The organism is Sphingomonas sp. BL-S-30, assembly GCF_055521475.1.
In genome coordinates, this window is the sequence record NZ_CM145481.1 from 4,181,679 (window position 1) to 4,194,607 (window position 12,929).

14 protein-coding genes are annotated in these 12,929 nt (G+C 67.1%); 4 read left to right on the top strand and 10 right to left on the bottom strand.

Annotated elements, in window-relative coordinates; all coding sequences use genetic code 11:
* The 4 genes from ACZ1I5_RS19490 to ACZ1I5_RS19505 all read right to left on the bottom strand — a co-directional run bounded on the left by ACZ1I5_RS19490 (window position 1) and on the right by ACZ1I5_RS19505 (window position 4,128).
* Window positions 1–1,302, bottom strand: coding sequence for a UDP-glucose dehydrogenase family protein (locus ACZ1I5_RS19490; protein ID WP_465170890.1), 1,302 nt, complete (start codon window positions 1,300–1,302; stop codon window positions 1–3).
* 200 nt (window positions 1,303–1,502) lie between these two features.
* Window positions 1,503–2,630 carry an OmpA family protein gene (locus ACZ1I5_RS19495; RefSeq protein WP_465170891.1) on the bottom strand — a complete coding sequence of 376 codons (1,128 nt, stop codon included), beginning with the start codon at window positions 2,628–2,630 and terminating at the stop codon, window positions 1,503–1,505.
* A 431-nt stretch (window positions 2,631–3,061) separates the two neighbouring features.
* Window positions 3,062–3,274, bottom strand: coding sequence for a cold-shock protein (locus ACZ1I5_RS19500; RefSeq protein ID WP_465170892.1), 213 nt, complete (start codon window positions 3,272–3,274; stop codon window positions 3,062–3,064).
* A 185-nt stretch (window positions 3,275–3,459) separates the two neighbouring features.
* Window positions 3,460–4,128: a spermidine synthase gene (locus ACZ1I5_RS19505; RefSeq protein ID WP_465170893.1), complete on the bottom strand. Its 669-nt coding sequence runs from the start codon at window positions 4,126–4,128 to the stop codon at window positions 3,460–3,462.
* A gap of 89 nt (window positions 4,129–4,217) precedes the next feature.
* Between ACZ1I5_RS19505 and ACZ1I5_RS19510 the strand changes: the two genes are divergently transcribed.
* Complete coding sequence (locus ACZ1I5_RS19510; protein WP_465170894.1) at window positions 4,218–4,526, top strand: UBP-type zinc finger domain-containing protein; 309 nt, start codon at window positions 4,218–4,220, stop codon at window positions 4,524–4,526.
* A 109-nt stretch (window positions 4,527–4,635) separates the two neighbouring features.
* On the opposite strand, the gene ACZ1I5_RS19515 is transcribed toward ACZ1I5_RS19510, so the two are convergent.
* The 3 genes from ACZ1I5_RS19515 to dapF all read right to left on the bottom strand — a co-directional run bounded on the left by ACZ1I5_RS19515 (window position 4,636) and on the right by dapF (window position 6,829).
* The gene (locus ACZ1I5_RS19515; RefSeq protein WP_465170895.1) at window positions 4,636–5,181 is read right to left on the bottom strand and encodes a glycine zipper 2TM domain-containing protein; all 546 of its coding nucleotides are present in this window, start codon (window positions 5,179–5,181) and stop codon (window positions 4,636–4,638) included.
* Between the two features lie 125 nt (window positions 5,182–5,306).
* Complete coding sequence (locus ACZ1I5_RS19520; protein ID WP_465170896.1) at window positions 5,307–5,597, bottom strand: hypothetical protein; 291 nt, start codon at window positions 5,595–5,597, stop codon at window positions 5,307–5,309.
* A gap of 290 nt (window positions 5,598–5,887) precedes the next feature.
* The gene (gene dapF / locus ACZ1I5_RS19525; RefSeq protein WP_465170897.1) at window positions 5,888–6,829 is read right to left on the bottom strand and encodes a diaminopimelate epimerase; all 942 of its coding nucleotides are present in this window, start codon (window positions 6,827–6,829) and stop codon (window positions 5,888–5,890) included.
* Between the two features lie 95 nt (window positions 6,830–6,924).
* On the opposite strand from dapF, the gene ACZ1I5_RS19530 reads away from it, so the two are divergent.
* Window positions 6,925–7,146 carry a hypothetical protein gene (locus ACZ1I5_RS19530; RefSeq protein WP_465170898.1) on the top strand — a complete coding sequence of 74 codons (222 nt, stop codon included), beginning with the start codon at window positions 6,925–6,927 and terminating at the stop codon, window positions 7,144–7,146.
* On the opposite strand, the gene ACZ1I5_RS19535 is transcribed toward ACZ1I5_RS19530, so the two are convergent.
* Window positions 7,147–7,809, bottom strand: coding sequence for a glutathione S-transferase family protein (locus ACZ1I5_RS19535; RefSeq protein ID WP_465170899.1), 663 nt, complete (start codon window positions 7,807–7,809; stop codon window positions 7,147–7,149).
* Window positions 7,810–7,957: 148 nt separating this feature from the next.
* Between ACZ1I5_RS19535 and ACZ1I5_RS19540 the strand changes: the two genes are divergently transcribed.
* Entirely contained in the window at window positions 7,958–10,810 is a 2,853-nt protein-coding gene (locus ACZ1I5_RS19540; protein ID WP_465170900.1) for a DUF2339 domain-containing protein, read from the top strand.
* Here the strand turns inward: ACZ1I5_RS19540 and ACZ1I5_RS19545 are convergent.
* The gene (locus tag ACZ1I5_RS19545; protein WP_465170901.1) at window positions 10,792–11,871 is read right to left on the bottom strand and encodes a DUF2855 family protein; all 1,080 of its coding nucleotides are present in this window, start codon (window positions 11,869–11,871) and stop codon (window positions 10,792–10,794) included. The two genes, ACZ1I5_RS19540 and ACZ1I5_RS19545, sit on opposite strands and share 19 nt — an antisense overlap.
* 163 nt (window positions 11,872–12,034) lie before the next feature.
* Here ACZ1I5_RS19545 and ACZ1I5_RS19550 point away from each other — a divergent pair, with 163 nt between their 5' ends.
* Window positions 12,035–12,598 carry a helix-turn-helix domain-containing protein gene (locus ACZ1I5_RS19550; protein ID WP_465170902.1) on the top strand — a complete coding sequence of 188 codons (564 nt, stop codon included), beginning with the start codon at window positions 12,035–12,037 and terminating at the stop codon, window positions 12,596–12,598.
* A gap of 4 nt (window positions 12,599–12,602) precedes the next feature.
* Here the strand turns inward: ACZ1I5_RS19550 and ACZ1I5_RS19555 are convergent, their stop codons facing one another.
* The gene (locus tag ACZ1I5_RS19555; protein WP_465170903.1) at window positions 12,603–12,875 is read right to left on the bottom strand and encodes a hypothetical protein; all 273 of its coding nucleotides are present in this window, start codon (window positions 12,873–12,875) and stop codon (window positions 12,603–12,605) included.
* Window positions 12,876–12,929: the final 54 nt, after the last annotated feature.

The following is a 12,929-nucleotide window of genomic DNA, read 5'->3' on the forward strand; positions in this document are numbered from 1 at the left end:
TCAACGCCCGATCGAGCTGTACGCGAAACCGGCCTTCTCGACCTCGCGCGCGCGATAGACATTGCGCAGGTCGACCATCACCTTGCCGTTCATCACACCCGCGAGCCGGCCAAGATCGAGCGCGCGGTAGGTATCCCATTCGGTTACGATCACGACGGCGTCGGCGCCTTTGGCCGCCTCATAGGCATCGCTGCAATAGGTGGCGCTCGGCATCATCTTCTTCGCGACCTCCATGCCTTCGGGGTCGTGTGCCCGCACGGTCGCACCAGCATCGAGCAGGCTCTGTACGATCGCCAGGCTGGGCGCGTCCCGCATGTCGTCGGTGTTCGGCTTGAAGGTCAGGCCGAGGATCGCGACCGTCTTGCCTTTGCCATCGCCGCCCAGCGCCTTGATTACCTTGCGGCCCATCGCCCGTTTGCGGTTGTCATTGACCTGCACCACTGCCTCGACGATCCGGATCGGCGTCTCGTAATCCTCGGACGTCTTGAGCAGCGCCAGCGTGTCCTTGGGGAAGCACGAGCCGCCATAGCCCGGGCCGGCATGGAGGAATTTGGAACCGATGCGGTTGTCGAGCCCGATGCCGCGCGACACGTCCTGCACATTCGCCCCGACCGCCTCGCAGAGATCGGCGATCTCGTTGATGAACGTGATCTTGGTCGCGAGGAACGCGTTCGCCGCATATTTGATCAGCTCGGACGTGCGGCGCCCGGTGAACAGGATCGGGCTCTCGTTGAGGTAGAGCGGACGATAGATGTCCCGCATCACTTGTTGCGCACGCGCATCCTCGGTCCCGACGACAATGCGGTCGGGGCGCTTGAAGTCGCCGATGGCGGCGCCCTCGCGCAGGAATTCGGGGTTGGAGACGACGGCGATCTCATAATCGCCGGCGACCTCCTTCATGATCTCCTCGACCTTGTCGCCGGTGCCGACCGGCACGGTCGACTTGGTGACGACCACGATCGGCCCGTCGATCGCCGCGGCGATCTCGCGCGAGGCCTCGAAGACGTAGGTCAGGTCTGCGTGGCCGTCGCCACGCCGCGACGGCGTGCCCACCGCGATGAACACGGCGTCGGCACCGGAGACGGCTGATTTGAGGTCGGTGGTGAAGCTCAGCCGGCCGGCAGCGACATTGGTCGCCACGAGCGTGTCCAGGCCAGGTTCGAAGATCGGCATCTTGCCGGCCTCGAGCGCGGCGATCTTGCTGGCGTCCTTGTCGACGCAGATCACCTCATGGCCGAAATCCGAAAAACAGGCGCCCGATACCAGGCCAACATAGCCCGAACCGATCATCGTAATCCGCATGCCTGATACCCTGTTTGATATGTGGTGGCGCCGCCACCCGGACCGCTTTCCTCTAGCGGAACAGGAAGTGATTGCCAGCCCTGCCGGCGGGCCATGGCCCATGTCGGATCGGCATCGCCGCTACGACATGTCGGGCGCAAACGAAAAGGGAGACCGGCAAGCCGATCTCCCTCTCGATTCTTCCGAACTGAAGGCCGGGCTTAGTTGCCCGAACCAGGTCCGTAGGTGACTTCCACGCGGCGGTTCTGAACCTCGCGGACTCCGTCGGCAGTCGCGACGCGCGGGCGGCTTTCGCCGAACGCTTCCGTCGAGATCACACCCTCGGGGATCGAGTGTGCGGACAGATACGACTTCACCGAGTCCGCACGACGCTGCGAGAGACCCACATTGTATGCGGGCGAACCCGAGCGGTCGGCGTGGCCGGCCAGCATGACCTGCGCATTGCCGCAGTTCTGATACTGGGTGACGGCGTTGTCGAGGATCGACGACGCGTCCGGCGTGATGTCCGACTTGTCCCATTCGAAGAACACGATGAACGGGCCAGGCGAGCAGACCGGCGGCGCCACGACCGGAACCGGCTCCGGCGGAGGCGGCGGCGGGGGAGGCGGCGGGGGCGGCGGGGGCGGCGGGGGCGGCGGCGGCGCGCCGAAGTTGTAGGTCAGGCCACCCAGGATGCTGTGCGAACGATAGCGGGTATCGATCGCACGGCCCGAAACGTCCACCAGCTTGACATTGTCGGCGTTGAAGAAACGATATTTGAACGTCGCATCGAGATGGCTGGTCAGCGGAGCGCGCAGACCGGCGATACCCTGCCATGCGAAGACCGTGTCCGAATCGTCGATGAAGTTGCTGAACGTGTTCAGACCGATGCGGGTCTTGACACGAGCGACACCGACACCGCCGCCGACAAAGCCCTGGATGCCGTCATCGTCGCCGAAGTCGAGCAGGCCGTTCAGCATGAAGCTGAGGGCGGTCGTGCGGCCACCGGCATAGTCATAAGTGCCCGCCGGAGCATTGATCGGCACGCCGGCGGCGTTCCGGATCGGGGTGGTCGTCGTCGACGAATAGGCGTCGACGGTCGAGCTCTTGTAGCCGACTTCGGTTTCAACGCGGAACGCGCCAAAATCATAACCGATCACGCCGTCGACATCATAACCATAATGATGGTCGACAGTCGCTGCGTCGGAAAGCGCGCCGATATCAAAATGCATATCTTCGACGAGCAGCGCACCACCTTCGACACCCACATACCACGAATCATCGCGGGCCAGGGCAGGTGTGGCGAGAGCGGTGGAGGCAAGCGCCATAGCAACGGCAAGCTTCCGCATAAAAATCCCCTTTCTTCGTTGTCACTCGGACAGCGCAAACTCCCTACCCAAAGGAAGGTTTCCGCGCAAGCGAACAAATTCCGGGGGCTGTTGCCGAAGCGCAACAGCTTTGGCGGTTTTTTTGCCGATCTCGATGATCTGCGGCTCTCCGAAAAAGGAGCGTCGGACCGGGCGGTCACGCCCGTGCGGCCCACAAACGACGCAGATGCACCCTGCCTGGCCGGCGCGCGCCGGCCAGGTCTCCACGCGAGAGCGGCCCAGGATCGGCCCGTGTCCGAGCGGCGCCGATGCTGCGCCTGCGAAGGATATTAAGCCCGTTTTGGCTATAGTTCGCCGCCGCTGCGGCGAAACCGCCGATCGGGCGGATTATCGGCGCGATGTCTGCTTAAACCCGGGGGGCGCCAATGGCCTGCCCCGGCGGCCGCGACGCCTCACCCCGCGTCGACTGCCTGGATATTCGCCGCCTGCCTGCCCTTGGGCCCTTCGATCACGTCGAACGACACCCGCTGCCCTTCCGCGAGTGTCTTGAAGCCCGGCATGTTGATGCCGGAGAAATGGACGAACAAATCCTCGCCGCCATCGTCCGGGGTCAGGAAGCCGAAACCCTTTGCGTCGTTGAACCACTTTACCGTTCCGGTCGCCATGGTCTCTCTCCTCTCGCCGTAAGCCTATGCCAGCCCCGCAGGCCTTCCAAGCCATTATGTTCCGCGTGAGTAACAGTTATCCCCATATTGTTCCGGAGCGGCCGGCAGGCGTGGCTCTATATTCGATCGGACTATCGTGCAGGGACGAGATGTGCCGAGGCGCGCGTGCCGGGCGCCAGCAATCGTCAGGGCCTTTTCGCCAGCCAGATGAGGTGCCGAGCGCCCCGTGCGCCCCGCGCCTTGACGACGACCTCATCGACCGCGAACCCGGCCGTCTCCAGGCGCCGGACGAATTTCGCGTCGGGCGCCGCCGACCACACCGCAAGGATCCCGCCCGGTCGAAGCGCCGATCGCGCCGCGTCGAGGCCGGTCGCGCTGTAGAGCCGGTTGTTGCCGTGCCGGGTCAGCCCGTCAGGCCCGTTGTCGACATCAAGCAGGATCGCATCCCAGGCCCCCGGCGCCGCGGTAATGAGCGCTGCGACGTCCTCTTCGGCGATGGTCACGCGCGGATCATCGAGGCTCCCCTCGAAGATCGACGCCATCGGCCCGCGCGCCCAGGCCACCACCGCCGGCACCAGCTCCGCCACGGTGACCGACGCGTCCGGCCCGACCCGGCCGAGCGCTGCGCCCAGGGTGAAGCCCATGCCGAGACCGCCGATCAGTAGCCGCGGCGCCTTCACGGCAACCAGCCTCCCGCACACCAGCGTCGCGAGGGCTTCTTCGGAGCCCGAAACGCGATTGTTCATCAGCTCGTTCGCGCCGAGCATGATCGAGAATTCATCGCCGCGCCGGAACAGCCGCAGCTCACCGCCGCCCGGGACCTGCGTCGTATCGATCAATATCCGGGGAACCATTGCCGCTCTTTCGTCCTGATGTGCCGCACTTCCTTACAGGGTTGGCCGTACAGGGTTGGCGGCGGCGACAATTGCGCTACCGTATCGGCATGAGCGAGTCATGTACGCATCTGGACGGCATCCGCGACGTCGCGCCGAGCGCGGACGGGTGCGAGGAGTGTCTCAAGACGGGTGACTGGTGGGTCCATCTGCGCCTGTGCCGCACGTGCGGCCATGTCGGCTGTTGCGACGATTCGCCCAACCGCCACGCCACCGCGCATTTCCACGCGACCCGACATCCGATCATCGAAGGCTATGACCCGCCCGAAGGCTGGGGCTGGTGCTATGTCGACGAAGTCGATTTCGACCTGTCGGATCGCATGACGCCGCATCCGCGGCCGATCCCGCGGTTCATCTAGGCACAATAGAAGCGAACCGGACCGGCACGGAATTCTGTCGAATCCAGCGCCGATCCGGTTAAGGCATTTCAGAGCGAGGGGGCCGCGCGCGGCGGCACCCAGCAGCGGATCAGCGGCACTTCACCTGCTGGTTGTTCTGGTCGATCGACTTGCCGGCGACGCCGCCGACGATCGCGCCAAGAATCGTGCCGACGCCGCGCGAGTGTCCGCCGTCGATCACATTGCCCAGGATGCCGCCGCCGACGGCGCCAACGATCAGGCCAGTCGTGCCGTCGTTGCGCTTGCAATAATAACGCCCGTCATTGCCGCGATAAACGCGCTCGTCGGCGCTCAGCACGCGCTCGCGATAGGTCGGCCCGTCGCGATAATAGCGCGACGGCTCGTAGTCGCTCTCGACCCGATCGTCGTTATAATAGCCGCCGGGGCCGCCCGGGCCGCGATCATAGCCGCCGCCCGGTCCGCCATAGCCACCGCGGTTGCGCGATGCCTGCTGGTAGCGGTCGAATTCCTGCTGGAATATCTGCAGCTCGTTCTGGAACCGCTGCTGCGCCTGCCGGAAACGGGCATCGTCCTGCGCGGTCTGCGCGAAGCTCGGCGTTGCGATCGCCAGGCAGCTGGTGGCCGCGATGACGACGATCTTGGTGAAGCGACTCATTGATGCTCTCCGGATGATGTTACGTGTGCAGAACGAGCGACATGGCCTAACGTTGCAAGGTTGCAACCCGGCGACGCGACAATAAAGGGCGGCGACCATGGTCGCCGCCCCTCATGCGTCGCTGATCAGCGGCAGACGCGGACCCGGTGGCCATAGCGCCAGATCGTCCGGCAATGGCTGCGGTGGCGATCCCAGCCATAATGGCGGCGGTCATAGCCATAGTGACGGCCGCGATCGTGATTCCGGTCCCGATCACGGTACCCGCCACGGTCGCGATAGCCATCGCGGTCGCGGTCGCGGTACCCGTCGCGATAACCGTCCCGGTCATGGCCCCAGCTCTGCGCCATGGCGCTCGTGCTGACGCCCATCGACGCAACGGCGATGCCAGCGGCGGCAAGCATGGTGGTGATCTTCATGACAACTCCTCTCATGCCCATGTATCGGGCGATGAGGAGGAATACGCCCCAGTTCGAGCATGGTTGCTGAACATGCTTGTCGGCTTAGGTACAGGTTTCCGACGAAAACAGCTGGCAAGAATGCTGCAACGTCGATTCAACATCCTCGGTGCGCTGCCAGCATCGCGGGCGGTCGGCTGGAAAAGATCCGATCCCGCTGGCGCTCCTGTCGGGCACCTGTTCTCCACCTGCTATCGGCATAGCAGGTGAAGAAAAATCCGCGTGAAATAGAAGGCGGGAGGGGCCGAATGCTAGCCGATCGCTTCGACCACCCCGGCCCAGGCAGCGATCTCGGCGTCGAAATGCCGCGCGACGATCAGGTCGCCCGCCAGCCCGCGCTCCCAGTCGACCTCGGCCGATCCTTCCCATTCGAAGGTCGCATTGCCCGACAGGCGGACCATGCCGTCGCTCTCCGCCTGGGCGCGGACCAGCCCGCCGCGGTTGAACACGGTCAACTCGGCGCCGAACTCGGCCCGGCCGGTCAGGCAGGCAGCGAAGGTCGAGGCCGCCATGGCGCTGCCGCAGCTGTCGGTCAGGCCGACCCCGCGTTCGAAGGTGCGCACGAACAGACCGGTCGGCCGCATCTCGACATAGGAGACATTGGCCCGGTTCGGCAGCCAGTCGGGCGCCGCCTCGCACACCTCCCCTACCGCGACCAGTTCGGCCTCGTCCACCGAGTCGACGAAGCTCACCAGATGCGGGTTGGGCATCGCCACCGCCGTGAAGCTGCGGGTCGTCGGCAACAGGGCGATCGGCTGCTGCACGATCTCATGCGCGTCGATCCCGAGCGGCCAGCGCGTCACGTCGAGATCGGCGGGGCCTGCCGTCTCGCGGATCGTCATCACGCCCGGCGCGATGTCGGCATCGCGCGCCGCCTCGGCCGCGCTGGTCTTGAGGCGCACCAAGGCGCGGTCGATGCCCTGCCGCTCGAACCCGAGCCGGGCGACGCAGCGCAGCCCGTTGAGGCAGGTTTCCGCTTCGCTGCCGTCCGAATTGAACATACGCATGCCGAAGGCGTGGATCTTGTCGCCCGGCGTCAGCAGCAACAGCCCGTCGCCGCCGACCGGCCCGCGCCGATCCGCCAGCGCGCGCGCGACACCGGCCCAGACCGCGTCGTCGAGGTCGATCTCGCGCGCGTCGATCAGCGGGAAATCATTGCCCGAACCATGGCATTTGATGAAGTCGAAGTTCATGGGCGGCGTCCTAGCCGAAATCGCGGCGATGCTCCACCATCGCCGCGGCCGATGCGGGGCGATGATCGAACCGCGCTAGCGACAGGAGGACGGCGATGGATCTGCTCACTGCGTTCGGGCTCTTCGCCGTCACCGGCATGCTGATCTGCTATGCGTTCGACGCGCGATCACATTGGTGGGGGCTCGGTTTCGCCCTGTTCTGCCTGCTCGGCTCGGCGTACGGATTCCTGCAGGGCGCCTGGCCGTTCGGGCTCGTCGAAGGCGTCTGGGCGATCGTCGCCGCGCGGCGCTGGTGGGGGCGTTTCCGGCCAGCCTGATCAGGCTACTCGCGCGATGAACGCCTGTTCCGCCGCCACGATCGGCGCGAAGCTCGGCCGGGCCAGGATGCCGCGCACATAGGCCGCCGTCTTCGGCCAGCGCGCCACGTCGATCGGGCAGCCGACATGGCCCAGATTCACGAACGGGCTCGCCACGGCGATATCCGCCAGGGTGATGCGATCCTCGACCAGATAACCGCTCGCGGTGACCTGAGTCTCCAGATAGTCGAGCAACGGCGGCAATTCGATTTCCACCGCCGCATCGGCCAGGGCATCGTCGCCGGGCTGCTTCAGCACCTTGGGCGCCACGAAGCGGTTGAAGAACACCTTGCCGGCCATCGCGAACATGATCGTGTCCGTGAATTCCTCGAACCAAATCGTCCGCGCCCGTGCGATCGGGTCGGTCGGAATCATGTTCGGCTCGGGGAACTTCGCCTCGAGATAGGTGATGATCGCGGTCGAATCCGAGATGCAGAAATCCCGGCCGTTATCGGCACCGGGATCGCGAAAGCCGGGCATCTTGCCGAACGGGCTGCATTCCTCGAACGCCGGGCCGCCTCGCCCCATGCCGGCAGGCGACAGTTCCAGCGGGATGCCCTTCTCGATCCCGAAAGCGAGTACCTTGCGCACGAACGGCGACATGCTCGATCCATAGACGATCATCGCTGAGCTCCCTTTCCCGGTCCATTTTTCTTGTTGGGAACACCCTAGCATATCAGTTGCATGTTGCAACCAATCCTGGGGCCGGGAGACGAGACACGCGGCGGACACTGTGGCACATCGCCATGGCTGCGAAGCGGGGGAGTCGCGCGTGACGGTCATCTTGTTCATCGCCATCGTCGCGCTCGGGGTCGTGCTGGAGCGGCTCGTCACGCGACTGCGGCGGCTCGAGCATCATGTCGTCGAGCTGGAGGACCGGCTGATCCGCCTCGGTGCCCGCGAGGTGACTCACCGCGCCGAACCGACCGAGCCTCAGCAAGCCGCTGCCATGGAGCGAGCGCAGGCCGCCGCCGCGCCGCCACCGCCCGCAATCGTGCCGGAACCGCCGATACCACCCGAGCCGGTCGCGCCTGAACCAGTCGAGGCCCCGGCCGAAACCCGCCGAGCTCCCACGCGCGAAACCGTGCGGATCGGGTTCGAGAACATCGTCGGCGCCAAGCTGCCGATCTGGGTCGGCGGCGCGGCTTTGGTCCTCTCCGCTTTCTTCCTGGTGCGTTATTCGATCGAGAACGGGCTGCTCGGGCCGACGGCGCGGACGATTATCGCCGGACTGTTCGGGCTGCTGCTGGTCGCCGCCAGCGAGGTTGCCCGCCGGCTGCCCGCCACGCGCGACGACAAGCGGGTCGGTCAGGTGCTCGCCGGCGCGGGCATCGCGAGCCTGTACGGCACGCTCTACATCGCAGCACAGCTCTATCATCTGCTCGGCGCCGCCCCGGCCTTTGCGATCATGGTGGTAGTCACGGCGGCCGGCCTCGGCCTTGCGCTGCGCCACGGCCCGCCGACGGCGATCATGGCGCTGATCGGCGGCTTCGCTGCACCGCTCGTATCCAGCTTCGATCCGGGCAATATCGGGCCGTTGCTGATCTATCTCGGCCTGCTCGTCGCTGCGCTGTTCGGGCTGGCGATCCGGCGCGGCTGGGTGTGGCTCGCGGTCGCGGCGTGCGGCGGCGGCTTCGCCTGGGTCAATATCCTGATCGCCATGGTCACCGGGCGCGAGCTCGCCGGAGTCGGCGGCTTCGTCGTGCTGCTGGCAATCGGCGCGACCCTGGCGCTGCCGCGCACCGGCACCACGCGGTCATGGCTGCGTTTGCTCCCGCTGGTCGCGGGTTTCGTCCAGTTGCTGATCCTCGCGCCCGCGCTCGATTTCGGGCCGCTTGCCTGGGGGCTGTACCTGCTGCTCAGCACCGCCGCGCTCTGGCTCGGCTGGCGCGACGAGGCGCTGGTGCCCGGGCCTGCCGCGGCGCTGGTGCTGGTGCTTGCCCTGCTTGGCATTGCGCTCGACGCGCACGAGCTGGCTCATGCCCCACTGACGGCGATCGCCGTCACCCTGCTCTTCGGCATTCCCGGGCATCTGCTCGCCCGGCGCGGCACGCTCTGGGCAGGGATCGCACTCGGCGCGACCGCCGGGCCAGTGCTGCTGACGCTCGCCCTCGCCCACCAGCTGCTCCCGCCCGCCGTCTGGGCGGGCCTGTTGAGCCTGACCGCACTGGCTGGGGCCTCGCTCGCCTGGCGGTCGCGCGACACAGCGCGCGAGACGCTGACACCCTCGATCGGACTGACCGGCGGCACGGCCGTCGCCGCGCTGCTCGCTGGGCTGGCAGTGGCTGAGGTGATCGCTGAACCATGGCGTTGGCCCGTCTGGCTCGTCATCGGCGTGGCGATCGCCGCCTGGTCGCGGCGAACGCGCGACCTGTCGCTCACCTATCTCGCACCGGCACCGTTGCTGGTGACGGGCGCGGCGATGATGATCGAGCTCGACCGGTTCGCCCACTATCTGTCCAGCGTGCTGCTGACCGATCCCATGCCGGCGTTGCCCGACCTCGTCGCGATCGGCCTGCTGCCGGCATGCCTCGTCGCGGCGACTGCCTGGCTGCTCCTGCCCGGACGGATACGCATCGCGCTTGGCTGGATCGCGCTCGCGCTGGCGCTCGGCTTCATCCCGGCGCTGCTGCCGGCCCCCTGGCACACGCCAGGCCTCGCCGCCGCGACCGGCGCGCTGATCCTCTGGCGCCCCGCCCCGCGCCGCTGGGCCGTCGCTGCGGGACTCGCCACCCTGGCCAGCGCCATCCCGCTGATCGGCGCGCTTCTCTGGATGGCCGTCGGATCGGTCGGCGGAAGCCGGCTGACCTATCTCTATCTGCCGTCGCTGCCGAGGATCCTGCGCGAGCTGACTCTGTCCGGCGGCCTGATCGGCATCGCCCTGCTGCGAACGCCCGGCCTGCCCGGCCCATGGCGAAACCGCGCCGTCGCGGTGCTGGCGGGCATCGCCGCCATCACCATCTACACGCTCGCCAAGGCGCCGCTTGCGATCGCCGATCTCGATCGATTCGAAGCGCTCGGCTTCCTCGAGCGCGTGGCGATCACCCAGCTCTTCTTCGCCGCCGCCTGGCTCGCCGCGCGCTATCGGCGAAATATCGCAACCGGCCTGCTGGCTATCGCGCTCGCCCGATTCGTCTGGTTCGACCTGGCGATCCTGTGCCCGGTGCTCGTGCCGCAATCGGTCGGCTCGATCCCGCTGCTCAACCTGGCAACGCTCGATGCGACCCTGGTCGCCGCCTGGCTCTGGCCGCAGCGTGCCGATCGCTGGTGGCGCGTGGCAATGCTTGCCGCGGTCATCGTCGCCCTCGCGGCGACGGTGCGCCAGGCGACGCATGGCGATATCCTTACCGGCCCGATCGGCCGGACCGAGAACTGGCTCTATTCCGCCGCTTTCCTCGGGCTGGCGCTGGTCTGGCTCACCCATGGCATCCGCCAGGGGCTGGGCGACCTGCGCGTCGCCGGCCTCGGCCTGTTGTTCCTGGTGACCTTCAAGGTGTTCCTGATCGACGCGGCGATCCTGGAGGGGATATTACGGATCCTCTCCTTCCTCGGGCTCGGCATCGCGCTGATCGCGATCAGCTGGGCCTATCGCCGCTTCGTCGCGGTTCAGAGCCTCAGCACATAACCCTTTTGCGGCGGGGCGCGGCCGGCCAGCTGGTCGCGCCACACCCGCTGCAGGGCTTCGGCGCCGGCGCCCTTCTCGACGCTCACCCAGCCCTCCGCCTCGGCGACGAAGCCGGCCCAGCGCTCGGCCAGCGCGGCGTTGAACGCCGCCGGTCCGATCTCGCCGATCAGCGCGGTCGCCGCGTCGGGCGCGAAGAACCATATCGGCTTCGGCCCGGGCAGTTCCCCGGCATCGCCACGCTCGTCATGATGCGTCACCCCGACACGCAGCACATAGGCAAGCTGGCCGGGCAGCTGTTCGTAGAGCGCCTGGAGCAGCGCGCCATTGCCGGCGAAATCGACCAGCACTGCGCTGCCCGTCACCGCCAGCCCATCGAGCGCATCATAGGCGACGACCTCGTCATACAAGCCGGTCCCTTCGACGAAGGCGACATTGGACGCCCCGGTCAGCCCGATCCGCCGTACGCCCGGGCTGTCGGCCCGCGCGACATGCGCCGCTGCCATCGCCGTCTTGCTCGATGCGCTGGTCACGATCAGCGTGCCCGCACCATGCCAGTCGGCACGCCGCAGCTGGTCGCCGATGAGGAAGCTGGTGGTGAAGAGCGGCGCGAACAACATGCGCGCCTCCTCACGCGCGGGATCGTGCGCCGGGTCGGCGGCGAGGCGGCGATACTGGTTGTAGATCGGGCTCATCGGCTGGCGGTGCGCCGCCATGTCGCGGAACCCGTCCGCCGCGATCTTGCCCGGCTGGGCGATCAGATGCGAGGCCATCGGCAGATAGCCATAGACCCGCTCGCCGACCGCGATGTCCGGGTGCCGCGACGTGGTCACGCGCGCATGGCCCCAGACGGGCACGATGCCCCAGCTTTCGGGCGCCGGGAAGAAATTCCAGTAAGCGAGCTGATCGCCCACCACGGCATAGGTCACGTTGTTCGCGGTGACCGCAAAGGCCTCGATCTCGAGCAGGATCTCGCCGTCCTTCGGCTCCGACACCAACGTCTCGTTGATCGCAGTCTGGCTCAGATCGTCGCGCCGGACCATCATCTCACGCTTCACGGGCATCCCCGGCCTCCCTCGCGCCGCCCCACCGGCGCGGCACGCATCATGATGGCGCAAAGGCTCGGACGCCAGCCCCGTTGATGCCCAATCCGGCACGAAATGCCGCAACCTTGCCGCGCTGGCGCATTTGAGAGATAGGGGAAACCGATATGGTTAGGAGAGGGGTATGATCACCGCGATCCGCGAAGTCCGCAGGGCCAAGGGGCTGACGCTCGACGATGTCGCCCGGCGCTGCGCACCGCCTACCACCGCGCAGACCATCGGGCGGCTCGAGACCGGCACGCGCACCGTATCGGTCGGCTGGCTCAACCGCATCGCCGATGCGCTGGGCGTCACCGCGGCCGACCTGGTCAGGTTGCCCGAGCGCGCCGAGATCGCCGTGGCGGCGATACTCGACGCGGGCGGCGCGAATGCCCCCAGACGCCCGGCTACGGTCGCGCCGCCCTTGCCCGCGCCCGGCCTGATCGCGGTGACGATCGCCGCCGGTATCGGCGACTACCGCGCCGGCGACGAGCTATGGTGCGAGACATTGGCACCGGACGCCTATGTCCGCGCGCTCAACCGCGATGTCCTGGTGCCGCGCCCGGCCGGCCGCTTCCTGTTCGGTCGCCTGATCGGCCGCGAGGAGGGCAAGCTTCAGATCCTGCCACTGGGCGCCGGCACGCGCCAGCAAGTGGTCGCAGATCCGCCCTGGATCGCCCGGGCGGTACGGCTACTGAGATCGCTCTGAGCGCTTAGCTTTCGCCGCGTTGCTCGCGTGTGGCGCGGGCTTCCTCGACCAGCGCGTCGAGTTCGGCCCGATAGGCGGCCATGCGCCGCATCTCGCCTGGCTCTGCTTCGTTCGCATCGGCACCGGCAATCAATTCATCGACGAAATCGCTGTCCGGCAGGCGGGCGAGCAGTTCCGCGATGACATGGCGGTGCGCCATGCGCACGCCATCGAGCGAAATCACATGCCCCATGAAGTTTTCCAGCAGCTTGTTCAGCCGGTCGTCGGACGTGCTCATGATCACTGCCTCCTGTTCGCCAGCCGACCTTGCTGCGCAGGCCGGTGCCGATGG

Bases quoted from the DNA above. Each gene is read 5' to 3' on its own strand.
- ACZ1I5_RS19555 (WP_465170903.1), bottom strand. From the start codon at position 12,875: ATGAGCACGTCCGACGACCGGCTGAACAAGCTGCTGGAAAACTTCATG.
- ACZ1I5_RS19515 (WP_465170895.1), bottom strand. From the start codon at position 5,181: ATGAGTCGCTTCACCAAGATCGTCGTCATCGCGGCCACCAGCTGCCTG.
- ACZ1I5_RS19495 (WP_465170891.1), bottom strand. From the start codon at position 2,630: ATGCGGAAGCTTGCCGTTGCTATGGCGCTTGCCTCCACCGCTCTCGCC.
- ACZ1I5_RS19490 (WP_465170890.1), bottom strand. From the start codon at position 1,302: ATGCGGATTACGATGATCGGTTCGGGCTATGTTGGCCTGGTATCGGGC.
- ACZ1I5_RS19500 (WP_465170892.1), bottom strand. From the start codon at position 3,274: ATGGCGACCGGAACGGTAAAGTGGTTCAACGACGCAAAGGGTTTCGGC.
- ACZ1I5_RS19550 (WP_465170902.1), top strand. From the start codon at position 12,035: ATGATCACCGCGATCCGCGAAGTCCGCAGGGCCAAGGGGCTGACGCTC.
- ACZ1I5_RS19545 (WP_465170901.1), bottom strand. From the start codon at position 11,871: ATGCCCGTGAAGCGTGAGATGATGGTCCGGCGCGACGATCTGAGCCAG.
- ACZ1I5_RS19530 (WP_465170898.1), top strand. From the start codon at position 6,925: ATGGATCTGCTCACTGCGTTCGGGCTCTTCGCCGTCACCGGCATGCTG.
- ACZ1I5_RS19510 (WP_465170894.1), top strand. From the start codon at position 4,218: ATGAGCGAGTCATGTACGCATCTGGACGGCATCCGCGACGTCGCGCCG.
- ACZ1I5_RS19520 (WP_465170896.1), bottom strand. From the start codon at position 5,597: ATGAAGATCACCACCATGCTTGCCGCCGCTGGCATCGCCGTTGCGTCG.
- dapF (WP_465170897.1), bottom strand. From the start codon at position 6,829: ATGAACTTCGACTTCATCAAATGCCATGGTTCGGGCAATGATTTCCCG.
- ACZ1I5_RS19535 (WP_465170899.1), bottom strand. From the start codon at position 7,809: ATGATCGTCTATGGATCGAGCATGTCGCCGTTCGTGCGCAAGGTACTC.
- ACZ1I5_RS19505 (WP_465170893.1), bottom strand. From the start codon at position 4,128: ATGGTTCCCCGGATATTGATCGATACGACGCAGGTCCCGGGCGGCGGT.